The sequence below is a fragment of the Clostridium intestinale DSM 6191 genome (genome assembly GCF_900130055.1).
Lineage (GTDB): Bacteria > Bacillota > Clostridia > Clostridiales > Clostridiaceae > Clostridium_T > Clostridium_T intestinale.
Map to the genome: position 1 here is coordinate 87977 of NZ_FQXU01000013.1, position 25195 is coordinate 113171.

Annotated in this window: 23 protein-coding genes; 5 read left to right on the forward strand and 18 right to left on the reverse strand. The window is 30.4% G+C overall.

Going from position 1 to position 25195, the window contains the following annotated elements; genetic code table 11:
* Positions 1-31: 31 nt before the first annotated feature.
* On the reverse strand, positions 32-820 hold the full coding sequence (locus BUA92_RS18335; RefSeq protein ID WP_073022061.1) for a histidinol-phosphatase HisJ family protein: 789 nt from the start codon (positions 818-820) through the stop codon (positions 32-34).
* Positions 821-1021: 201 nt separating this feature from the next.
* Between BUA92_RS18335 and BUA92_RS18340 the strand changes: the two genes are divergently transcribed.
* Positions 1022-1573: a hypothetical protein gene (locus tag BUA92_RS18340; RefSeq protein WP_073022063.1), complete on the forward strand. Its 552-nt coding sequence runs from the start codon at positions 1022-1024 to the stop codon at positions 1571-1573.
* 89 nt (positions 1574-1662) lie between these two features.
* Here BUA92_RS18340 and queG read toward each other — a convergent pair whose 3' ends face one another.
* From queG to BUA92_RS18375, 7 genes are all read right to left on the reverse strand, one after another.
* Positions 1663-2556, reverse strand: a complete 894-nt coding sequence (gene queG, locus BUA92_RS18345) for a tRNA epoxyqueuosine(34) reductase QueG (protein WP_073022065.1) — start codon at positions 2554-2556, stop codon at positions 1663-1665.
* A gap of 116 nt (positions 2557-2672) precedes the next feature.
* Positions 2673-3437, reverse strand: a complete 765-nt coding sequence (locus BUA92_RS18350) for an ABC transporter ATP-binding protein (RefSeq protein ID WP_073022068.1) — start codon at positions 3435-3437, stop codon at positions 2673-2675.
* A 12-nt stretch (positions 3438-3449) separates the two neighbouring features.
* Positions 3450-4718 (reverse strand): FtsX-like permease family protein, encoded by a 1269-nt coding sequence (locus BUA92_RS18355; protein WP_073022070.1) that lies wholly within the window; start codon positions 4716-4718, stop codon positions 3450-3452.
* A 322-nt stretch (positions 4719-5040) separates the two neighbouring features.
* The gene (locus BUA92_RS18360; RefSeq protein ID WP_073022072.1) at positions 5041-7314 is read right to left on the reverse strand and encodes an ABC transporter permease; all 2274 of its coding nucleotides are present in this window, start codon (positions 7312-7314) and stop codon (positions 5041-5043) included.
* On the reverse strand, positions 7314-8018 hold the full coding sequence (locus tag BUA92_RS18365) for an ABC transporter ATP-binding protein (RefSeq protein WP_073022074.1): 705 nt from the start codon (positions 8016-8018) through the stop codon (positions 7314-7316). The genes BUA92_RS18360 and BUA92_RS18365 overlap by 1 nt, the downstream gene beginning before the upstream one ends.
* A gap of 58 nt (positions 8019-8076) precedes the next feature.
* A complete protein-coding gene (locus tag BUA92_RS18370; protein ID WP_073022076.1) occupies positions 8077-8664 on the reverse strand; it encodes a TetR/AcrR family transcriptional regulator in 588 nt (195 codons plus the stop codon).
* Between the two features lie 703 nt (positions 8665-9367).
* Positions 9368-10276, reverse strand: a complete 909-nt coding sequence (locus BUA92_RS18375; protein WP_073022078.1) for a helix-turn-helix transcriptional regulator — start codon at positions 10274-10276, stop codon at positions 9368-9370.
* Between the two features lie 94 nt (positions 10277-10370).
* Between BUA92_RS18375 and BUA92_RS18380 the strand changes: the two genes are divergently transcribed.
* The 4 genes from BUA92_RS18380 (at position 10371) to larA (ending at position 13711) form a co-directional block, all read left to right on the forward strand.
* Positions 10371-10949: a 5' nucleotidase, NT5C type gene (locus BUA92_RS18380; protein WP_073022080.1), complete on the forward strand. Its 579-nt coding sequence runs from the start codon at positions 10371-10373 to the stop codon at positions 10947-10949.
* Positions 10950-11043: 94 nt separating this feature from the next.
* On the forward strand, positions 11044-11628 hold the full coding sequence (locus BUA92_RS18385; RefSeq protein ID WP_073022083.1) for a DUF2238 domain-containing protein: 585 nt from the start codon (positions 11044-11046) through the stop codon (positions 11626-11628).
* 153 nt (positions 11629-11781) lie between these two features.
* Complete coding sequence (locus BUA92_RS18390; protein ID WP_073022085.1) at positions 11782-12258, forward strand: hypothetical protein; 477 nt, start codon at positions 11782-11784, stop codon at positions 12256-12258.
* 178 nt (positions 12259-12436) lie between these two features.
* Positions 12437-13711, forward strand: coding sequence for a nickel-dependent lactate racemase (gene larA, locus BUA92_RS18395; protein WP_073022087.1), 1275 nt, complete (start codon positions 12437-12439; stop codon positions 13709-13711).
* Positions 13712-13798: 87 nt separating this feature from the next.
* On the opposite strand, the gene BUA92_RS18400 is transcribed toward larA, so the two are convergent.
* The 10 genes from BUA92_RS18400 to BUA92_RS18445 form a co-directional block, all read right to left on the reverse strand.
* Positions 13799-15490, reverse strand: coding sequence for a methyl-accepting chemotaxis protein (locus BUA92_RS18400; protein WP_083553590.1), 1692 nt, complete (start codon positions 15488-15490; stop codon positions 13799-13801).
* Between the two features lie 25 nt (positions 15491-15515).
* Entirely contained in the window at positions 15516-16106 is a 591-nt protein-coding gene (locus BUA92_RS18405) for a TetR/AcrR family transcriptional regulator (RefSeq protein WP_073022090.1), read from the reverse strand.
* A gap of 166 nt (positions 16107-16272) precedes the next feature.
* A complete protein-coding gene (locus BUA92_RS18410) occupies positions 16273-17493 on the reverse strand; it encodes a Zn-dependent hydrolase (RefSeq protein WP_073022092.1) in 1221 nt (406 codons plus the stop codon).
* Between the two features lie 13 nt (positions 17494-17506).
* A complete protein-coding gene (preA, locus tag BUA92_RS18415; RefSeq protein WP_073022094.1) occupies positions 17507-19012 on the reverse strand; it encodes an NAD-dependent dihydropyrimidine dehydrogenase subunit PreA in 1506 nt (501 codons plus the stop codon).
* 25 nt (positions 19013-19037) lie between these two features.
* Positions 19038-20405, reverse strand: coding sequence for a dihydropyrimidinase (hydA, locus tag BUA92_RS18420; protein WP_073022097.1), 1368 nt, complete (start codon positions 20403-20405; stop codon positions 19038-19040).
* 133 nt (positions 20406-20538) lie between these two features.
* On the reverse strand, positions 20539-21567 hold the full coding sequence (locus tag BUA92_RS18425; protein ID WP_073022099.1) for an ABC transporter substrate-binding protein: 1029 nt from the start codon (positions 21565-21567) through the stop codon (positions 20539-20541).
* A 30-nt stretch (positions 21568-21597) separates the two neighbouring features.
* Positions 21598-22365 (reverse strand): ABC transporter permease, encoded by a 768-nt coding sequence (locus tag BUA92_RS18430; protein ID WP_073022101.1) that lies wholly within the window; start codon positions 22363-22365, stop codon positions 21598-21600.
* An 18-nt stretch (positions 22366-22383) separates the two neighbouring features.
* Positions 22384-23160, reverse strand: a complete 777-nt coding sequence (locus BUA92_RS18435; RefSeq protein WP_073022103.1) for an ABC transporter permease — start codon at positions 23158-23160, stop codon at positions 22384-22386.
* Positions 23161-23162: 2 nt separating this feature from the next.
* The gene (locus BUA92_RS18440; protein ID WP_073022106.1) at positions 23163-23972 is read right to left on the reverse strand and encodes an ABC transporter ATP-binding protein; all 810 of its coding nucleotides are present in this window, start codon (positions 23970-23972) and stop codon (positions 23163-23165) included.
* Positions 23973-24042: 70 nt separating this feature from the next.
* Positions 24043-25194 carry an iron-containing alcohol dehydrogenase gene (locus BUA92_RS18445; RefSeq protein ID WP_073022108.1) on the reverse strand — a complete coding sequence of 384 codons (1152 nt, stop codon included), beginning with the start codon at positions 25192-25194 and terminating at the stop codon, positions 24043-24045.
* Position 25195 lies beyond the last annotated feature (1 nt).

Below are 25195 nucleotides of genomic sequence, written 5' to 3' on the forward strand. Positions count from 1 at the left end.
GAATCTAATGAAACTACTGAAAAAATAAATTCTACAGTGGTATAAGTGTTACTTTTCTTTTATCATAGGTAGCTATATAGTTAAAATTTATTTCCTTTAGAAACTCATATACGTACTCTATACCTTCCCCTACTCTATCAGCACTATGTGCATCAGATCCAACAGTTATTATTTCTCCACCTAATTCTTTATATCTTTTAACTATATCAAGTTTCGGCATAAAATCATTTCGTGTTTTTAGTATAGATGTGTTAATTTCAATACCTTTTCCTTTTTCTATAACTTTTTTTAATAAATTATCTATTAGATCTAAATAATCTAAATAATTATATCTTGAATATTTATTCCAAGCATATCGTTGGACTAAGTCCATATGTCCCAACACATCATATTCACTTGTATCTGCAAGTTCATACATTTCTAAAAAGTAGTTTTTGTACACTTCATCAATATCTTTTTCTTCTATATGATTAATTACACCTATATTATCTATTCTATGAAGTGAACCTATTATAAAATCTATAGGTTTTCCTTTTAAATAATCATCTATCTCTTTAATCCTTAAATGTCCTTCTCCTATTTCTAAACCAAGTTTAATATTTATATCATTATTTGTTGAATTATACTTTGAAATCTCTTGCGCATATTCCTCAAAGTCTAAGAATCCATAACTAACATTGGCTTCTATCATACTGAAATGTTCTGTTAGGCATATTTCTTTAATATGTTTATCTTTTGCTTTTAAAATTATATTTTTAATATCCTCTTTAGAATCAAAAGAAAATTTTGAGTGTAGATGGTAATCATTATACTTATACATATATTGCTCCCCTTATTATTAAAGTATTTAGTAAGTTATTACTTTTTTATTATAAGCTTAATTATATTTCTGTTAAAGTGATAGTTTTGAATATTTGTTAAAAATGTTTCAATTTTATTAACATTTCCATTGACAAAAAAATAACGACACTGTAATATATAAATGAAAACGTAATACCAATTTAGAGGGGGACAAACTACTATGAAAAAATTTTTAGGAATCGTATTATCATTAGGTCTTGTTTTAGGACTAGCTGGATGTGGAAGCAAAACAGAACCTGCATCAACTTCTCCAGTTGATACAAGCAACATAAAAATGGGTAAAGTTGAATATGCTGCTCACGGAACTAAATGTTTCACAATTGCAGTAGCTACAGTATCTGGTGATACAATTGTTGGAGCTTATTTAGATGATTATCAATTTATGAGCACAGATGTAGCAACAGGCGTACCTAACTCAGATAAAGATTTTGCTAAAGGTTATGCTGATCCAAAAAATGTTTTAGCTTCAAAGAAAGCTAATACTGAATACTACAACAAAAATATGAAAGAAAAAGGTAAGGCTACAACTCCTGTTGAAGATTCTTTAGCAGCTATCGAAAAATATGTAACTGGTAAAACAGTTGCTGATTTAGAAAAAGTATTAAAAGATACTAGCACTGAAAAGATGGTTGATACAGTAAGTGGTGCTACATTAGTTGATACTAAAGGTTATGTTTCAGCTCTTGTTGAAGCTGCAAAAGCTGCAAAATAATTAATTTAATTAATAGGGGTATTAATTAGAAATACAAATCCAAATTAAGAAACACTCTGATTTTATATCAGAGTGTTTTATATTTTATCTTAATTTTTATTAATTATTTCACAATTTCTTTCTAGTATTTTCCTCCCTCTCCAGCCAAAGGCTTTATGTTTATATCTTCTTGTAAACTCTTTGTTAGAAATTTTGCTTATTTCTTCACAATCTATCTTATATTTTAAATCCATCCTAAACTCTTCTAATATAGTTTCCTCAATTCCTTTATTATGAGGGCATACATTTTGACAAACATCACATCCCCATATCAATGATGTTTTTTTAATTATTTCTTCTTCTTCTTTTGTAAGTTCTTCTTTTTTTTGAGTTAAATATGACTTGCATTTGAGTGGGTTTATTGTGAAGTCTCCTTGAATACATTGTCCAGGACAGGCATTCATACATCTTAAGCATTGAACACAAGTTTTTTCAATAGGTTTATCAACTTCAAAAGGATAATTATTTAATATGTAGCCAATAAATACATAACTTCCATACTTATCTGTTATTAAATGATTGTTTATTCCCCAAAACCCTAAGCCTGCCTTATGAGCTAAGTATCTATCGCTTAAAGGCCCAATATCTGAAAACTCCTTATAATGAAAACCCTCTATATTTTCACTTAAAAATTCTCCTATTTTTTTAAGCTTATCTTTAGCTACTATGTGATAATCTAATCCATAAGAATATTTAGAAATATTACCTTCCGTGCTTTCCCCAATATAATATGGAAATAGACATACTATAACTGATTTTACTGTTTCTAATGTTAGTCTTGGATCTACCCTTTTTTCTATATTTATTTCTTCAAAACCAGTTAAAAACCCTCTTTCTATCTGCTTTTCCCATCTTTCTTTAAAGTCATAATATGGTCCTGGTGGAGCTATTCCAACACATTCTATATCTATCGATTTGCAAAAGTCTATTAAAGCTTTCTTCATTGTAATTAAGCTCCTTTATAATAATTTATCTAAAATAATCTTTTTACCTATTCTATCATGAATTAAATAAAAATATCCCTTAGTTTTTAATTATACTTTAAACTAAGGGATATTTGTTAAAATGCTTCAAATAATGACTGTGATTCTCTAGACGTAGTATCAACAATTTTATAGAAAAATTCCTTTTGGGTTAAAGACTTTCTTTCAATCTCTTCATCAATCTTTCCATCTCTTAAGAAAACTAATTTTTTAGAGTAACTTGCTATCATAGAATCGTGGGTAACCATAAGAATTGCAATTCCATCTTTTTCATTTCTTTCTTGCAAAATCTTAAGTAATTCATGAGAACTTTTGGTATCCAAGCTTCCTGTAGGCTCATCTGCAACTATCATTTTAGGATTTGTAACTAAGGCCCTGCAAATAGCAGCTCTTTGTTTTTGTCCGCCAGAGCACTCTGATGGAAACTTATCTAAAAGGTTATGTATATTAAGATCCTTAGAAATAGCTTCAACTTTTTTATTTATAGATTCTTTATCTTTATTAGCCAGCACCAAGGGAACCCCTATATTCTCTCTTATAGTAAGTGAATCTATTAGATTAAATTCTTGGAACACAAAACCTATATTTTCATATCTTAACCTACTTATTTCTTTTTCTGACATAATAGTAACATTTTTATCATTTATTTTTACCTCTCCACCATTAGGTCTGTCAATAGTAGCTAATATGTTTAGAAATGTAGATTTACCTGTTCCAGATGGTCCCATAATACATACAAAATCACTTTCATTGACAGTTAAACTAACTCCATTTAATGCTTTAACTTTTGCTTTGTCCCCGTAAACTTTTATAATATTTTTAGCCTCTATTATTTTTTTCATTATAACTGCCTCCTATAAATAACTGGTTATTAACCTTCTATACACAAAATACGATATTATTCCTATAATTAAAAAGGTTAATAGATAAACTCCCAAAAATGCTAAAGATAAAGTCGTAGATATGATTCCTATATTCCTAAATAATATTAAGTAAATAACTATATGAAATAATGGAATACCTATTACCATGTAATAAAATATTTTTACTTCATGAAATATAACTTTTTTTATTTGACTTATAGTATATCCTATCAATCTTAACTGCTTAAATGCATATCTTCTATTACTTACCTCAATCATCAGCTTATACAAAATAGTTATTGCCATTAAAATGATAATAGTAATATAGGAGCATATACTTACTATTTTAATACTAGAAGAATGGCTATATAATCCAGATAAAGCTATAAGCGTAATTGTAGAAACAGAAAGTATCACAACTAAAAAATCTAATTTTCTTAAAGAATAATGTAGATTACTAAAGGATATTAACTTTACTTTATCATTTATGTATTTATTCTTTTTAAGCTTTAAAATAATATCTGGCAAAAAGTATCTAATTACTCCCTGTGTTCCATATATTGAAAAAATTATATTTATAAAAATTAAAGCAGATGGATCTAACTTTTTGGGATTTATAAATATTGTTACTATGGGTATTAAGTAGATAATTAAGTATACAATTTTAGGGATTTTTACTATCCTATCGTCAGGTTTATATACTTGTCTATTTTCCTTCATTAATTCAGTAATTTCTTTACTGGATACATACATAAAGTCTCCATAACTTACACAAAAAAATTGTACTATTATAACTGCAAATGTTCCCCATATACCTTCAGTAGATAAATCCAAAATACTTCCGCTTATGCCAAGTCCTCTAAACATAATATATAAAAATAAGGGGCTAATAATTATTCCTAAAATATAACCTAATATGCTTCCAAGTCCTATAATAATAAAGTTTTGGAAAAACAGTAATGCTGATATTTTATAATAATTAGCTCCACTTAAAATAGATGTTGCAATTTCTTTACTTTTACTCATAATAAAATAAGAATTTGCGAAGAAAGTAAATAAGATTACTATTGATATTATTGAAAATATTATAGTGGACGATACTTCTGCTTCATTTTTTCCTAATGCAACAAAACTTTCATTTGTCACTATATTAAATGCATTAAAAATAATCCCAACAGAAAAAGCTATGGATAAACAATAAAAAATACATTGTTTTAAATCTGATTTCAATAAATTTATGGTTAATTTATAAACTCCCATTATTCCTACCTCTAAATTCAATTTATTATTACATGATTTATAGTTTAATTGATTTTAAAGGTGAATTGTTAACCTTTTCAAAATAAGAAAATACTTATTTTTTATTGACAAATTTCTTCCTATATGTCCATTAATTAAATTCGTAAAAGAATTTCGTAACTACTATAAATATTGTTTTTCCCCTATCTTTTGTAAACGCCTGTGAGAAAAAGTACATCTACTTATCTTCAATTAATCTAATTCTCACAAGCGCTGAATTGTTCTTCTTATTTTTTATGAATAGTTAAGTTATTTACGAGTTCCAAAAAAACATCAATAGAATTTACTCTACACCCTTAAGTGAGCTTACCATATCGATATCTTTTATCTTTCTTGAAAACATTAGATTTACAATTATCGAAAGTCCCAAGGTTATAATAATGCTATAAATAATACTTAATGGATTTATCACTACCATCATATCAAAATCATCTCCTAAAAAAGAACACATATATTCAATAAGCGCCTTTCCTATAGGTGCACCTATTATCATACCTAAAATAGTTAAAATTATCGTTTGAGTCAATAATAATTTGGCTATTTTTATTCTTTTAAAACCAATAACCTTAAGAGTTGCAAGTTCCCTTTCTCTCTCTACAAAAGATATAACCCCTAAATTATATAAAACAACTATTGCTAGAAGGGCCGCTGCAAAAATGCATATATAAACTAATGTGTTCATAGCTTCGCTTAAAGTATCATAACTTTCTATAAGCTGTTCTCTTGTCCACTTTGAATTCACGCCTTTCAAGTCCCCACTAACTTTTTCTGAAGTTATAACTGAGGTTGCCTTATAATCATATCCAAGCTTATCATAATCATCCTTAGATATTACTACACCTTGTGAAATAGGAACTCTATAAATTTCACTTACTTTGGAATATACCCACTTATCTTCTCCATAAATATGCCACTCAACTTTATCTCCAATTTTTACGCCAAGTAAGTTTGCAAGTTTATAGCTTATTGATATCCCGTTTTTAGGTAAATCTATAAACCTTCTACTTTTATCCGTATATTTTATAAGAGTTGTATCATCAGTCACAAGCATGGTTCCACTCTTTTTCGCTCCATTTACTTTAACCTCAATAGCTCCCTCCATTAAGACTTCTCCATTTGTATTATCAATTATATTTTTAAGTTCTTGTTCATTTATATTTTCTTCAAGCTCCAATTTGCTATCAAATCTATATATATCCCTATACTGCCAATTACTCATATCATCTAAGCTGTTTTGCAGCCCAAATGCACAAACTAATAATGCCATACATCCCATTACTCCAACTATACCCATTATAGATCTTATTTTACTTCTAGATATATCTCTAAAGTTCCACTGAGCATTAAACCCAAGTTTATTCCATAGCTTAGTCTTGCTTATAATGTTTTGTTTCATAATTTTAGGTGCCTTAGGTCTTAAAGTTTCTGAAGGAGTGTCCTTTAATACATTCATACAGGTTAAATAAGTTGCTATAACACATAAAGTCACTGAAATCAATGCTACCACTCCAAAACTCAAGGCTATCCCTGGTTTCCATTCTGGAAGTGTATAAGTGGTTTTTAGAGATTTATAAAAAAGAAATGGTAAGCTTATTGGTCCTAATATAGCTCCTAAGGCTGCACCTAAAAGAGGTAACCAAAAGCCATAAGAAATATAATGAAAAAGAATCTGTCTTCTTTTAAAACCCAGAGCTTTTAGAGTTCCTATTTGTGTTCTCTGAGAATTCACCAATCTTGACATTGTGGTCACAATAGTTAAAACTGCTATTCCTAAAAAAACTATTGGGAATACCTGTCCCATGGCTTTGTGTTGTTGAATTTCCTCATCAAACATAGTGAAACTCGGAAAATCCTCTCTTGATATAATAACACTATATTTTCCATTTAATGTTTTATCTATCTCATCTTCAAGTGCGGAATAATTCTTATTCTCACTAGTAACCAATAGATCTGTATATACAATATTAAATCCAGCTGGTAGTGATTTATATGATAAATATGCAAAACCATAGTTATTATGATTTGGTATCATGTCATTAGCTTTTGTAAAATAAACATACTCTGGATTATATATAGTACCCTTAATCTTTTCAGTTATTGAGACTCCATAATAACTAACCTTTATTTCATCTCCAATCTTTAACTTTTTTTCCTTAGCAAAACTATAATCTAACCAAATACCTTCTTTATCTACCGAGAATTCTTCCCCTTCAACAAGAAAATTTTTAGATACTTTATCTTCATCTAAGAAATTAAGTTTTAAACTTGGATTATTATCAAAATCCCCTATCCCTTCAATACTCATCCTACCTTGAGCTTCTTTAACATCTGTAAGTTTTTCAATTTTCTCTATATCCTCTTTAGAAAATCCTTTACTGTAAATCCAAATATCAGATAGATTAGTATCTGAGTAATATTTATCTACTATCTTTTTCAATCCATGCCAATCTCCACCTACACCACTATAGATATAAACGCCTAAGAAAGCCATTAGAAAAATAGAAATAAACTGTGCTTTATGCTGCTTCATATCCCTAAGCATTTTACGAAATAACATTACCAATTCACCTCACTTATTTTTTTAGGTGAGGTGTTAATAATAATTTCTTGTATTTTCCCATTTTTAACCCTTATGACTTTATCCGCAGCCTCAGTAAGAATTCCGTTGTGAGTTACTATTATAACTGTCTTTTTATTTTCTCTACACATTTTTTGAAGTAACGATAAAATCATAACTCCCGTCTCAGAATCTAATGCACCTGTTGGCTCATCACATAATAACATTGTTGGATTTTTACATAAAGCTCTAGCTATTGATACTCTTTGCTGCTCCCCTCCTGATAATTGGGATGGAAATTTATTCACGTGATCTATAAGTCCTATTGACTCCAATATTTCTTTTCCATCTAAGGGGTCCTTTACAACTTCTTTTATAAGGGACACATTTTCTAATGCAGTTAGTGTTGGTATTAGATTATAAAACTGAAATACAAATCCAATATTTTCACCTCTAAACTCGGTCAGTTCATTATCAGAATAACCTTCTATATTTTCACCATTAACTACAATCTCTCCACTTGTTACGTAATCCATTCCTCCAAGCAAGTTTAGTATAGTTGATTTACCTGCTCCACTTGGTCCAAGTATTACAACAAATTCACCCTCATCAATAGTAAAATTAACTCTGTCAGCCGCCATTAATTTTTTATCACCAACTTCATAAATTTTGGATACATTTTTAAATTCAACAATAGGTTTCATATAATCCTCCTTTCTTATTATGTATTATTTACTAATCATATTATTTGGGTATACCTTACTATCTTTTTAGCATATTCTCGCATGCACCTTTTACTAAAATCCAAATAACTTCATCAAAATCTTCCCCTATTTCTTTTCTCTTAGAAGCTGTTAAGATCAAAGCCCTTACTACAGCAGAAGCCACTTCATAAGAAACAGAAAACTTAAAATTAGTAAGTTCCATAAGTTCTTTTATATGAAAATCATCACTATGGTAGTGTTTTTCTTTAACTTCTTTAGGGATTTTTCTAAGTAAAAACTCTATTTCATTTTCTAAAAAATACATAAGATTGTTTTCAGCCATACTTTTAAGAGCTGTCATAAAAGCTTTTGCCAATCTATCACTTTCCTCTTCATCCTCACTCTCAATAAGAGCTCTTGCAGCATTTGTATAAATTTCTTCATGCAAATCCTCCATCATCTCAAAAAATAGTAGTTCTTTACTGTCATAAAAAATATAAAATGCACCTTTAGATATCCCTACCTCTTTTGCTAATTCATCTACAGTAGTTTTCTTCATTCCATATTTTGAAGCACATTCCCGTGCAGCTAACTTAAGTTTATTTTTTATTATATCTTTTTCCTCATCTGTAAAAGCTTTCGCCATACAATCACCACCCTATGACCAATTTATTCTTCATGGTCACATGATATCATTAATATCCTTTTCCTGTCAATAAAAAATTTCTACACAACAAAAAACAGGTGGTTAATCACCACCTGCAAATAATGTACGTATACACGTTAATACTTCTTATAAATTTCTTTTGCACTCACTTTAGAATCTATATAAAGCCTTAGACTGGCGGTGCACTTCTGCCCTGTAGAGACTTCTTCCCAAGTCTCATTAAATTCCTTTAACCTCTACTATGTAGAAGCTTTTCTTTTCAAAAGCTTCAATCCAATCCTTTTTTATTATACTAAAAGGATTGGATTGAAGATTAAGAGCACTTCTACTGAATAGAGGTTAGAAGGATTAGACTGGCGCTGAAAGACGCGCCTACCGAATAAAGGTGCCCCTCTGCCCTGTAGGAGATTCCGCAGGAATTCTCCATTAGATTCCTTTTACTTAATATAAAAGAATTAGGCTGAAGCTGAGAACCGCTTCTACCGAATAGAAGTGCAGACATTCAGACATTCAGACATTCAGACATTCAGACATTCAGACATTCAGACATTCAGACATTCAGACATTCAGACATTCAGACATTCAATAGGTAGTCTACTTTTTCTGCCTACTCTTTATTCATTTTTCAACTAAATTTTTGTTTTTTTCGAGAAATTGTGACAATTATTTAACTATTACTTACTTATAATAAATAATTTCTTACAGCATCACTTAATCTATTTTTTATTTCTTCTCTTATATATTCTGGTTCTATAATCTCAACATCTGCACCAAAAGATAGTATATATCCATATACCCATTCCCCCTCTGCAAATGAGGTATTAACTTCTATATATTTATCATTTTTATTATTTATATCTTCAACTTTAAACTCGTCATAAACTCTATGGGTTATTTTACGATTAAATCTAAATATAAGATTAATCATAGTATTCTTTGAGGAGGAACTATCTATAAACCTTCCATCTCCATCTACAAAATCAAATACTTCATCTCTTATGATTAGTTCTCTTATTCTTGTGATTTTAAAGGTTCTATTAGCATTTCTAGTTCTACAAAATCCAACTACATACCAAGCTTGCCCTTTAAATATTAATTTATAAGGCTCCACTTCTCTTTTAGTTTCCTCTCCATCGTAATTTATATAATTAAAACTTATAACCTTATGACTTAAAATTGATGTTTTAATTTTATTAAACTTATTTTTTTCTTCTTCCCCACTTCCCCAACTAGAAAAATCAACTTCCAACCAGTTATAACTGTTTGCATTTTTAAATAAAGCTCCTAGTTTAGTCAAAACTCCATCAATTTCAGGATATTTAACAGCCTTAAGATTATGCATGGCATTTAACATTTCTGATTGCTCTTCTTCTGAAAAAATAGATTTATTAAGAGTAAACTCTGGTAATATCCTAATTCCACCTTTATTCCCCTTGTTTGTGTATATAGGAATATTTGCTAAACTAAGTGCATCTATGTCTCTATAAATAGTTCTAGTAGATACTCCAAACCGTTCAGCAAGTTCTTTTGCTGTGATATTTTCTTTATGTAACAAAATCATCACTATTTCTAATAATCTATTAATTTGCATACTTTTACCATCCTTACTTATATATATTTAACCTATATTTAATAAAACCTTAACTTCCAAATGATAATATAAATCATATAAGGAGAGTGATTAAATGAAAAATTTAAACATCTGTATTGATATTGATGGTACAATAACTGATGCGTATTATTGGTTAAATCTTTCTAATAAATATTTTAATACCAATGTTTCTAAAGAACAAGTTACTGAATATTCAATTCCTAATGTTTTAGGTGTAGAGGAAAGTGTTTATGCTGAATTTTATGAAAATCATAAATTTCAAATTCATCTTGAGCAAGAACTTCTACCAAATGCTCGCAAACTAATAAATAAACTTAGTATATATAATAATATATATTTTGTAACTGCTAGAGATAAAAGCTTAACTATGTTAACCCATGGTTATCTTAAGAAAAATGAAATTTCTTATGATGGTCTTTATGTTTTAGGTTCACCAGATAAAGTTGAAACAGCTAACCAACTTAATTGTGACATATTTATTGAGGATAGCTATGATAATGCACTTCAGCTTTCAAATGCTGGCTATAAGGTTCTACTTATTGATACAAACTACAATAGACTTCCTCTAAATGATAATATTACTAGAGTGTATAATTGGAAAGAAATCTATAAAATAATAAATAAACTGTTATTACAATATGAGGCAATGTAATAACAGTTTATTTTTTTTGTTAATGAGAATATTTTATTCTGTTTATAAAGATATTAACTAAAGAGATACTACTTACCTACGAGGTGGATTAATTATGAAGAATAAAAAAGATAAAATTTCTGTACAATTAGCTATTTTATTTGGAATTATTATTTTAATTACTTGTATATTCAATATTATAGAAAAACAATGGGATAATATATTTTTATCTTTATTAGCCTTTATATGTCTTCCTATTCCATTTATAATTGGCTTCATTGCTAGAGTCAAAAAAGTTCAATTACCTAAAAACTTTCTACCAATAGCCCTAATATTCAATTTTTCGGCTCAATACTTGGGTGAAATTTTACACTTTTATGAATTTTTTTGGTGGTGGGACTTATTATTACATGGAGCATTTGGTTCTTATGCTGTTATAATTGGTATGAACTTAATTAAAGGAATTATACGAAAAGAAGCAGAAATAAGCGAAGAAAGATTTTTTACATTTAAGACTATTTTTGCATTTACCTTTTCCATTACCTTAGAAACCTTGTGGGAGATGTTTGAATACATTGGAGATCTTATACTTAAAACTGATATGTTGACAGGAGGAATACACGACACTGCTTCTGATATTCTTATAAATATTTTCTGTTCATGTATAACCCTAATTATTTATCGTATTCGCAATAAATAATAAAGCTATAGTATTAATAGAATTTTAAACATCAAGACTTTTGTTGCTATATTAAGTACCAAAGTCTTTTTTTCTTAATATTTAAAAAGGGACACATTAACTATATATATTAATATATTAGTAGTAGTTAAATTAATTCTTGGAGATGAATATATGCCTTCATATAATTACTCTACAAATAATGGATCTACAAATAACTCCTCTATAAATGGCACTTCTATACGTCAAACTGGTAATGTACAGCTTGATTTAGAATTAATAGATAAAGAGATTGCCGCAGCATACATTGCTATTTTTGCTTATATAGTTCTTCTTTTTTCAGCACATGAAGATAAACAAATTATATATAATAGATTAAAAGGAACTGAACCTAATAATGCTGTTAGCCCAAATAGATTAGTTGCTTTATCAAATAGCCTAGTACTTATTGCTTATATTATTTTTGGCAATGTAGCAGATAGGAGATATGCTGAAATTGTTGAATCAGAAGCCATAGTAGATACTCCACTAACTCCAACCCCTAACTTAAATATAAGTAAAGGATACAACATAGCAATTATAGGATGCATTTTTAAAGTTCTTGGAGCTATGCAACGAGTAAATGAGGAAGACATTATAACTCTAGATTAGTTTAAATCTCTTTTTAACTTACTATTAAGCTTTAATCTACTCTAAGATACCTTTATATTGATATATACTTAAAAAAGCTCTGCCTTGCTAATCTTATATACTCCTGGCAAGGCTTTTTTATATTTTGTTTTATATGTTAAAATATGGTTGTGTATAATTTTTAAGAGGAGGATAATTTATGAATACAATTGATATCCCTTATTCTAATAAAACACTAAAGATAAATATCGAGGATAAAAATTTAAAAGGTATTTTAGAGTCAAAAGCAAATAATTACAGGGCTTCTATTTCTCAAGATGAAATCGTAAACAAAGCACTTAATAAACCTTTAGGCAGCAATTCTTTAGAAGAACTCGTAAAAGGTAAAAATAACATGGTTATCATTACAAGTGATCATACAAGACCAGTTCCAAGTAAAATTACCATGCCTATATTATTAAAAAGAATAAGAAAAGTAAATCCAAATATAAATATAAAAATACTTATAGCAACAGGTTTTCATAGACCCACTACAAAGGAAGAAATGATTAATAAGTTTGGTAAAACAATTTCAGAAAATGAAGAAATAATAAATCATATCTCTACAGATGAGAGTACCTTAGTTAATGTTGGAACTCTACCTTCTGGCGGGGAACTTTATTTAAATAAATTAGCTATGGAAACTGAATTGCTTATATCAGAAGGTTTTATAGAACCTCACTTTTTTGCTGGATTTTCTGGAGGTAGAAAAAGTGTATTACCTGGAATAGCTTCTGCAAAAACTATAATGGCTAATCACTGCTCTGAATTTATAAATAGTAGTAAAGCTAGAACTGGAATAATAAAGGACAACCCTATTCATAAAGACATGCTTTATGCTGCTGAAAAAGCAAACCTTGCATTTATATTAAATGTTGTTATAGATGAAGATAAAAATATTATAAATGCTTTTGCTGGAGATAGTAAACTAGCTCATGAAGAAGGTTGTAAGTTTGTAATGGACCTTTCAAGTGTAAAAAGCATACCTGCTGACATTGTAGTTTCAAGTAATGGTGGATATCCTTTAGATCAAAATATATACCAATCTGTAAAAGGAATGACAGCTGCTGAAGCTACTTGTAGAAAAGGTGGAATAATTATTATGATATCAGCCTGTAATGATGGTCATGGCGGCCAATCTTTTTATGATAATGTTGCACAAGCTAAAAATCCTCAAGAACTTTTGGACAAGGTATTAACTGTTCCTAGAAATGAAACCATTCCTGATCAATGGGAATTTCAAATACTTGCAAGAATTTTATGTAACTATACTGTAATTATGGTTACTGATATGTGTAATCCAGATATGATTAAAAGTATGCACATGAAACATGCATACACATTTGAAGAAGCTTTAGAAATGGCTTATGAAATAAAAGGAAAAGATGCAGAGGTTGTTGTAATTCCAAACGGCGTAGGAGTAGTAGTAAAATAATAACTTTTAATACTGAAACTATATATAAATATTAAAGACACATATATCTTGTAGTCAATTATGGCTACTATACATGTGTCTTTATAATTATACTTTAAATTTGTCTATTAATTTATTCATATTCATAGTCATATCACTTAAATCTTGAGCTGTAGCTGTAACCTCTTGAGAAGAAGCACTCATCTCTTCTGATGATGCAGCTATTTCTTCTGATGATGCAGAAACCTCCTCAGATATAGCTGTTAGGGATTCTATGTTTTTAACTATCGAATCTTTTTCATTTTTTATTGATATTGCTGAGGTATTTACAGACTCTATCATCGGTATTATACCATTAACAGACTGAATTATATTTTTAAAGGAATCCATAGTAGTATTTATTATGTTTATCTGATTACTAAGCTCAGAATTCATTCCATCAGCAGAGTTAATAATATTCTCACTATCTTTTGATATATTATTTATTAGACTATTTATATCCATTGAAGAATTTTTAGATTGCTCTGCAAGTTTTCTTATTTCATCTGCTACAACTGAAAATCCTTTTCCAGCTTCACCTGCTCTAGCTGCTTCAATAGCTGCATTTAAAGCTAATAGATTAGTTTTATCAGCTATACTATTAATTGCATTTGTTATATCATTTATTCTTATTATATTACCTTCAAGCAGGTTTATCTTATTCATGAATTCATTAAATGTAAGATTTATATTTTCAACGGATTTAAATAAGTGACTCATATCTTCGTTACTTGTGTTTGCCATAGAACTTATATATTTAGAACTTGAATCTATTTCATAAATATCACTAACAATTTCTTCAACTTCGCTACCAAATTTCTCAAGTACAAAGGATACTTGTACTAGGTCTTCTGCTTGAGTTACAGTTCCTTTGGCTACACCTTGTATAGCCATAGCTACTTCTTCAGAAGAGGATGCCATTTCCTCTGATACAGCAGTTAAATTTTCTCCTTTTTCTTGTAAATAATTTGATGTTGTTTTGATTTCTTTAACTAATGAAGATATATTTTTATTCATGCTATTTAAGCTTTCTGCTATATCTCCTGTTTCATCTTTTGCATCTATGTCGCAAACTTCCGTAAGATCTCCATTTGAAATCTTATTTAAGGAAAATACTATTTTTTTAATATTTTTTGTTATGGAATTAGTAAATAATATTGATATTAGGATAGCTAGTCCCACTATTGCAAAAGTTATTATCCCTATTGTTAACATTAAAGCATTTACTTCAGAATTTATCTTTGATTCTTCTATTCCTATAAAAAATATTCCTATAACCTTATTTGAGCTATCTTTTATTGGTACATACTTTGCCCTATATTTAGAGTCAAGTACTTTAGCTGATCCAATATACTCTTTTTCTTTTGTTAAAACCTCATTTGCTACTTCCTCAGATACCTTTGTTCCAACAGCTCTTTTACCATCTGTTATTACATTTGTAGCAACTCTAGTATCTCCAAGAAATATTGTAGTTGGCGAATTTGTTGCTTCTTTAACGGTATCTACAAATTCTGTATTATTATTAATAATAGTATTCCCTTTATAAAGCTTGTCTCCTTCTACTTTCCAATTACCAGGGTACTTCTCGTCTAAAATACTCTCTGCCAAATTAACATAGCTATTAAGGCTAGTATTCAAATTATTTACAACTAGATTTTTTATTTGAGAAAATACAACTCCAAAAACTGAAACTCCTAAAACTACTAATAAAGATATTGTCATTACTAAAATTTTGCCTTTTAATTTTAACTTGCTAACCACTTTCTTTTCCCCCTTAAGCTTTTATTTATGTGCCATAAAATTTATTTCTTACACCCTCCCAAAAATAGTTCCAACTTTTATTAACTTTATCCATGTTAAAAATATCTGAATTTAACTCCATTTGTATATTTCCTTGTAAGAGACAATAATAGAAATATGTTATAGCATCAATTTCCTCTTTTGTTAATTCTTCTTTGTTAATTCCATTTTGAATTATTTCAGAAATTAAATCATTCATTAAATTTTTGAACTTTTCTATTCTACCAATAATTTTTTCTGGTAAATCGTAAGATGTTACAAAAAACAAATAAGCTAAAAATCCTCCAATGGGTTTATTCTCTCTTATGTAATTAATACTTTCTATTAAAATATTTTCAAGAATAACTTTTGTATCACATCCTCTATTCTCATTGATAAGATTTAAAAACTTTGAATAAATCTTTGAAGACTCATCTTCAAACACTTGTAAAAATAAACTTTCTTTACTATCGAAATGTGCATAGATAGAAGGTTTTTTTATCCCTGCTTTTTGTGATATCTCAGAAATACTTACACTGTTATAGTGACCTTTTGAAAATGATTCAAAGGCAGCATCAAGTATTTTTTGTTTAGACAAATCCTCACCTCTTCCTACCTATCGTTAGTTCTTGTAAAAATATTAGCATCTTTTTACTTAATAGTCAATTCTAATTAATAATTTTTATTTATAAATATTTATTTCTATAAAAAGTAAAAACTCACAAATCTAACTAGATTCTGTGAGTTTTTTAATATCTTAATATTTAATTTTTATCAATATCTAATATTGTTTGTAATAATACGTTTGCTCCTTTTAAACAATTTTCAAGTGGAGTAAACTCCTTTTCACAATGGCTGTGTCCATTTTCGCTTGGTACAAAAATCATGGTTGTTGGAATTATTTCTGTTATAAATTGAGCATCATGTCCTGGACCACTATACATTTTTTTAGTAGAATAACCATATTCTTTTGCATTTTTTTCAACGTAATCTATAAAGTCAGGGTTAAAGCGAACTGTATTACGTGACCATGCCTTTTCATAACTGGCTTCACACTTTTCAACCACCTTAGGAATTTCATTTATAATATTAAGAACCTGACTTATAACATCTGGGTCTTGATGTCTTGCATCTAAAGTAAACTTTACACAGTCTGGAATAACTGTATGGATATTAGGATGTGCTGATATTTTACCAGTTGTATATACTAACTTGCTATCAAGTTTATCAAGCTCATCATGTAGATATTGTATGGTTTTAACAGCTGCATATAAAGCATCTTTTCTATACTTCATAGGTGTTGTTCCTGCATGATCTGCTTGACCTATAAATGTAAATTCATAGTTTATCATTCCGCAAACCCCTTCTACAACTCCTATATCTATTTTTTCATCCTCAAGTACTGGTCCTTGCTCTACATGTAATTCCACTAAAGCCTTGTACTTCTCTGAGCTAGCCCTGTTTTCTATTTCACCCATATATCCACTAGCTTCTAAAGCTTCTTTAAATGTAATTCCTTCAATATCTTTTGATGCTAACATAATATCCTTATCAAATTTGCCAGTTATAACTCCTGAAGACATCATTGCTGGTTCAAAACGAGCACCTTCTTCATTAGTCCATACTACTACCGTAATTGGATGTTTATGTTTTATCTTTTCAGTAACAATAGTTTCTGCAGCTTCTAGTGCTGTAAGTACTCCTAATATACCGTCATAATTCCCTCCTTGCTTAACTGAATCCATATGAGAACCACTCATTATAGCTGGAAGTCCTTCTTCACCAGGTATAGTTGCATAAATATTAGCCATGTCATCTGTTTTTATTTCCATTCCGAGTGTTCTGCACCTTTTGCAAAACTCTTCTCTTGCCTCTAGAGCTTCCTTAGATAAAGATAATCTTGTAATACCTCCTTTTCCTGTATCTCCAAACTTACTAAAAGTTTTAATTTTGTCTTCAAGTCTTTCTTTACTACAAGTTAACATCTCAGTATCCCCCTTATATTTTTTTATTAACCCTTTTTCCTGGTGCCACAGCATTAGCTGGACAAACAGTTACACATAGTTGACATCCCACACACTTATTTGCAATAAGTATAGGCTTTTTACTTTTTTCATCCATTTTTATTGCTTGATGGCCTCCATCATAACAGGATAAATAACATCTACCACAACCTACACATTTTTCTCTATTAAATCTTGGATAGCAGATACTATCCCTTTCTAATTCATCTGCTGGAACTATTTTAGGAAGTGCTTTCCCTACAATTTCAGAAATACTATGGTATCCTTGTGAACTTAAATATAACTTCATCCCATCTATTAAATCCTCAATAACTCTATATCCATACTGCATTACAGAAGTTGTAATCTGAACATTTTTACAGCCTAATGCTAAAAACTCTGCTGAATCTCTCCAGGTTTCTATTCCACCCATTCCACTAAACTCTGCAACTTTTAACTCTTCACAACTACTCATGCTATGAATAAAACGAAGGGCTATAGGTTTTACTGCCTTCCCTGAATATCCACCAACACTTGTTTTACCTTCAACATTTGGTTCTGATTCAAAGGTCTCTAAGTCTAAGTTCATTATACTTTTAATTGTGTTAATAGCTGCTATACCTGTTGCTCCTGCCTTTATTGCTGCAATTGCAGGAACTTCCATATTACCTATGTTCGGTGTCATTTTAGCTAATATAGGTAGATGGGTGCCTTTTCTTGTAGCCTTTGTATAAAGAGCTACTAAATCTGGGTCTTGACCAACATCTGAACCTACTCCTTTATTCGTCATGTGAGGGCAAGAAAAATTACACTCTATTATATCTGCTCCTGCCTCTGTCATTAATTTAGCTAAGGTAGTCCATTCCTCTTCGTTTTGTCCCATAATTGATGCAACAATAACTTTAGTTGGGTAGTTTTTCTTTAACTTTTTTAGGAATTCAATATTTTCTTCTAAGGTGTAATCAGAAATCTGTTCAATATTTTTAAATCCTACAAAAGGTACATTCTCTTTTGTAAGGGCTGTAAACCTTGGAGAAACCTCTTTAGGCACAAACATACCTATAGTTTTAAAAGCCACTCCTGACCATCCCATATCAAAAGCCTTAGCTACCATCTCATAGTTACTACCAACTACAGAAGATGAGAGGAAAAATGGGTTTTCACATTTAACTCCACAAAAATCTATTGATAAATCAACCTCTTTTTCTTCAACTTTTTCTTCACTAGATATACCTTTTAGTATTCTATCTATATTAACTGGATCGTTAATCTTACCTTTTAAACAGGCATCTTTACAAGCTTTAGATTCACACATATCACATGGCAGAACATCTGGTAACTTGTTTACTGCTCCTGCCTTATTTTCAAATCTTAAAGAAAGAATAATACTATTAACTTCTACTGAATGAGGGCAAGCTTTTCGGCAAGGTGCCTCATGACAAAGTAAACATCCTGCAACATCCTCTCTAAGTGAAATATCTTTATATAATAAACTATTCATTTCATTGCCCCCTCTTAATACATCTTTATTTACGACCTACTCTTTTAACAAACTTACCAAATCCAGGTCTTCCAACAAAGTCACCATTATCATATACCAAAGATCCACGTACATAAGTTTGCACTGGATATCCTTTAAGTTTTTTACCTTCCCAAATAGTATGATCATAATCTGAATGCATGTTATCTACTGAAATAGTGAACTCTTTTTCTGGATCATATATAACTATATCTGCATCTTTCCCAACAGTTATAGAACCTTTCTGCGCACATCCAAATATCTTTGCAGGATTAGTTGAACATAACTCAACCACACGGTTAAAACTTAACTTTCCCTCATTTGCTTTAGATAACATGTATGGATATAAGTTTTCAACCCCTGCACAACCATTAGGAATCTTAGTAAAATCATCTTTACCCCAATCTTTTTCATAACTTTGGAATGGGCAATGATCTGTAGCTACAGTATCTATAGCTCCTGTGTTAATGGCTTTCCAAAGTGCATCTTGACTTTCTTGTCCTTTAATTGGCGGTGAACATACAAAGTTTCTTCCATCTTCTCTCTTATAAACTTCACTAGTAAATTCTAAATATTGAGGACAAGTTTCTATATATATGTCGTGTCCATCCATTTTAGCTTCTACAGCAGCTTCAAGTCCTTCTTTATCTGCCATATGAACTATATAAAGCGGTGCATCTACTGATTTTGCTATATGAACAGCTCTCTTATCTGCTTCTGCCTCAACATACTCAGGTCTACTTAAATAATGATACCAAGCTGAGGTTTTTCCTTCTTTTAAAAACTTTTCAATATTTAAATCAATTAAATCTGGATTTTCTGCATGAAGATTAGTTATGGCACCGGTTTCCTTCGCTTTTAATAAAATTTTAGTGAAGGTTGCATCATCTACCATCATTCCTTCTTTTTTATATACAAAAAAACATTTAAAGCTTGTTATACCGTAATTAACTGCCTCTTCAAATTCATCTAATATCTTCCCATCATTTAAATCTGTTATAATGCAGTGGAAAGCATAATCAACACAAACTTCTGGATCAGCCATTTCTCTTCTTCCCTTTACAGTCTCTAAAATACCACTACCTTTTCTTTGCATTGGATAATCAAAAACTGTAGTAACTCCACCACAAGCTGCTGCTCTTGTTCCAGATAAATAACTATCTGATGAAACAGTACCTCCAAAAGGCATTGCCAAATGTGTATGAACATCTATAGCCCCAGGTAAAATCATCTTTCCTTTAGCATCAACAACCTTTGCTCCTTTTTCCTCTAAATCTGTACCTATTGCTATTATCTTTCCACCCTTAACAGCTATATCAGCTACATATGTCTCACTTGATGTTATAATCATTCCATTTTTTATAATTAAATCCATACATATTCTCCTTTCATTTATCTATACCATTACTGCCACTTACACATCACCCATTTAGATGATGATAAGTCGCACTAAGCTTGTATATTTATGGTTCAGATGAGAGAATTCCCTCATCTGAACTTAAGTTTAATTACTTAGTTGCTTCATCCCAGTATTCTGAAGTAAATGTTGTTTTATTAACTACTGGATCTTTAGCCAAGTCTTTATTATAAAGTTTTAAGAATTTTGCTGTTTGTTTAACTGCATCCATATCTATTTGTCCTATTTTAGCTGAGTCAAAACCTTGTGGAGCTGCAAGTTTAGCTACTTCTTTAGCCATATACACTTGATGTTCTAAAGATACTGATTTATCAACTTCATAAACAATTTTTCCAGCTGCTTCTGGATTTTTAACAGCTTCCTGCCATCCTTTTATAGTAGCTTTTAAGAAACGAGTAACCACATCTTTATTCTTAGATGCCCATTCAGAGTTTACAAACAAACAGTCTTCAAGCATCGCAACACCTTCGTCATTCATGTTTATAACATTTAAATCACTTTCTGGAATACCGCTTTCTAATAATAATCCAAATTCGTTATAAGTCATTGCAGAAGCTGCATCAACTGAACCTTCTTTTAATTGATCCATTGTATAATCTTGTTGAACTAACTTTAGGTCTGAATCCTTATTTAATTTATATTTTTCTAATAATGCAAGAACTTCATATTCATTACCACCAAACCAGTTAGCAACTTTTTTACCTTTTAAATCTGTTGGAGAATTAATTCCTGAAGATTTCTTAGAAGCTAATAATAAACCTGACTTTTGGAATACTTGTGCTATTTCTTGTAGCTCATATCCTTGAGCTTGATAGGTCATTAAACTTGATACCCATGTAACTCCGATATCTGCTGCCCCGTTATATACATTTTGTTCTGGTATAATATCACTTCCACCTGGTAAAAGTTCTATATCTATTCCCTCTTCTTTGTAATAACCTTTCTCAGCAGCTACATAAAATCCCATAAATTGTGACTGAGGAAGCCATTTTAGTTGAAGTTTCACCTTATCTAAACTTCCATCTGTCTTTGTAGTATCTTGTGCCTTAGTACCGCAGCTTACAAGGGTTAATCCCATCATTACTACGCTTAAACATAGAGTTAATAATTTCTTTTTCATTTTTATATCCCCCTTTTTAAATAAAATAATTTATCTTTGTGAAGCATGCCATTTTATAGCTCTGCGTTCTACTAAAAGAACAATTAAATAAAGAACAATTCCTACTAAGGCTGCCATAACTATGTAAGACCACCCCATTGCCATCATCCCTTTTCTTAAATTATCTTTAACTCCAAACCCAATACCTGAAGTAGATGCAGCAAAATATTCACTTATCATTGCTGCCATTATTGCTGCTGCAACATTTATTTTTAGTGCGGTTAAAACACTAGGCAAACAGTTTGGTAATCGAAGTTTAAAAAATATAACCCGCTCTGAGGAAGCATAGGATTCCAATAAATCTTTAGAGAAAGGCTTTAAATCATTTAGCCCTCTATAAGCGTTAATAGCCATAGCTGCCATACAAACTACTGTTACTACGCCTACTTTTTGAGCAAATCCACTAGTAAACCAGCGATTCATTATAGGAGATAATGCAACTATTGGTATTGCATTAAATGCTGCTATTATACTAAGTCCTGTGTATCCCCACTTTGAAAATTGTGTAGCAATTACAGCTACTAAAAATCCAATAAGACATCCCAAAGCTAGTCCAACTAAGGCTCCTGAAATTGTTACAATTGTATCTGCTATAGCTTTATCAAAATTCTTTTGTAGAGTCTCTATAATTTGTGATGGTATAGGTAGCTGAAAAGGCTTAAAACCTAACGCATCATGTATAAGTCCTTTTTGCCAGATAAATATAACTAATATTCCAAATCCCAAAGGCAACAACACATTTTTAACTTTTTCTTTCATGACTTCATCTCCTTTCCCTTATGTAGTTTGTTTTCTCCATGGCATACATATCTTCTCAAAGAAAATCACTACAAAATAACCCATAATACCCATAAGCGCACTAGTTACAACTGAAGCCCAAAAGACATCTTTTGTTCCAGAATATAATGAATAAAGAAGTTTAACACCTATCCCACCACTTGAACCTAACATATCAACTAATATTGATGCAGTTATAGCCATTGGCGCTGCTATTTTTAATCCTGCAAATAAATAAGGTAAACTATAGGGAATCATAAGCTTGTAATATATGCTCTTTTTCTTAGCTGCATATGAATATAGTAGTTCCTTCTTATCACTTTCAACACTATTAAGTCCACTCAGCATATTTACTGAAACAGGGAAAAATGTTATATAAGCAGCTATTACTATTCTTGATGTATTCATATCCTTAACTAAAGTAAATATTATAGGAGCAAGTCCTAATACTGGTATCATTTGTGATACTATCAAATACGGCAAAGCTATCTTTTCTGCTATTTTTGATAAACTCATAATTATAGCTAATATAAATCCTATTAAAGCTCCAAGTGCAAATCCTAAAACTGCTCTTGAAAAAGTAAGTCCAGCTGCTGAAACTAAGTCAGTGAAATTCTGAGTAATAGATACAATAATACTATGTGGATAAGGTAACTTCGCATCAGCCATAGGATCATTAATCACTTTATCTAGAAAGAAAGCAATCAATTCCCAAACTAAAAATACTCCAATAGTCCACACTAAATTGACTTTGTATTTTTCTTTCTTACTTAGCATTATCACACCCCCTCAAAGCTGTTTCTGATTTTAGTTATATAGTCATAGAATTTTTGCGTTTGCTTTGATTCCATATTTCTTGGTCTTGGAATATCAATATCTATTACAGCTGAAACACGTCCAGGATGTGGTGATAAAACAACAACTCTATCAGATAGGAAAACCGCTTCTGAAATATTATGAGTTACAAATACTACTGTCTTTTTGGTTTTACTCCAGATATCCAAAAGATCTTCATGAAGTTTTTCACGAGTAAATTCATCTAAAGCAGAAAATGGTTCATCCATAAGAAGAATTTCTGGATTAATTGCTAAAGCTCTTGCAATTCCAACTCTTTGCTGCATGCCTCCACTTAACTCATAAGGATAATGTTTCCCAAACTTTGATAATCCTACTAGATCAAGCATTTCCGAAACCTTAGCGGTACGATCCTGTTTCTTCATACCTAAAATCTCCATTGGCATACATACATTTCTTCTAACTGTTCTCCAATCATATAAAACTGGATTTTGAAACACTACTCCAAACTTCTTTTGTAGTCTTATATCTCTTGGACTTTGTCCTCTTACTGTGATATTTCCCATAGAAGGTTGTAATAAATCTGCTATGATTCTAAGCAATGTTGTTTTTCCGCAGCCTGATGGTCCTAATAATGAAATAAATTCTCCTTCTTTAACCTCTAGATTAACATCCTTAAGAGCGGTTACCGGCTTTCCACCATTTTTATCTTGATATATCATGCTTAAATTTTCTATTTTAATTTCTATATTATTTGACTCTTCTTGAAATGTAGTTTCTATTTCATTAATCATACTTACTACGCCTCCCCTAAATATAAAAAATGACGCAAAACCTTAAGTTTTGCGCCATTGCAAATTATTTCTACCATAATTTTTCGTAAATTTTTAATAAATCATCTTTTGAAACTTCTTTTATTGTATTTGATGGACTTCCACTGTTCATTGCATCTTGTGCCATCTTATCTACAAATTTATTAAACTCATCTTTATCTATACCATATTCTTTTAATGTAGGTATTTCACATACCTTACATAACTCTGAGAGTTTATCTAAAAAAGCTTCTGAAGCTTCCTTATCACTTTTGCTTTCATCAGCTGCTCCGATTGCTCTTCCAATCTCACCAAATCTCTCATAGCTACCATCTAAAACATAGCTTAAACATTCCTTTATAAGCATTGCATTTGAAATTCCATGTGGTACATGAAATAATGCTCCTATTGGTCTACTCATTCCATGAACTATGGTTACAGATGAATTGTTTATGCATACTCCTGCTTCATAAGCAGCTATTGCCATTTCCTCTCTTGCTTTTTTATCTTCTCCATTTTTATATACAAGAGGCAAATGCTTAAATATTTTCTTAATTGAAGATAATGCAAATGTATCTGTTAATGGATTAGCTTTTCTTGAAGTATAAGCTTCAACTGCGTGAGTTAATGCATCCATACCAGTTGCTGCTGTAACTCCTTTTGGAGCCGTAAGTGAAAACTTAGCATCAATAATTGCTAAATCAGGAAGCAGTGCTTCTCCTTTTAATAACATCTTTATATCTTTTTTTGAATCTGTAATAACTGTAAACTTCGTAGCTTCAGAGCCTGTTCCTGCTGTAGTTGGAATTAATACTAAGGGTGGAAACCTTCCTTCCATAGTTTGTCCCATGTAATCTGAGATTTCACCTTCAAGTTTTGTCATAGCTACTATTGCTTTTCCGCTATCTAAAGGACTTCCTCCTCCTACTGCTATACAGAAATCACATTCTCCTTCTTTATAAGCCTTAACTCCAGCTTCAATCATAACCTCTGTTGGTTCACCAGTTATTTCATTAAAAATTAAATAATCTATTTTCCACGTTTCTAAACAGTCAGTAATAATCTTAACTGTACCCATCTTAGTTACATTTTTACCTGATACAATAAGTGCCTTTTTTCCAAAGGATTTTATTATATTTTCACTTTGTTCAAGTGCACCTTCTCCAATAATAGTACGTCCTGGTAAACTAAATTCATATGCCACT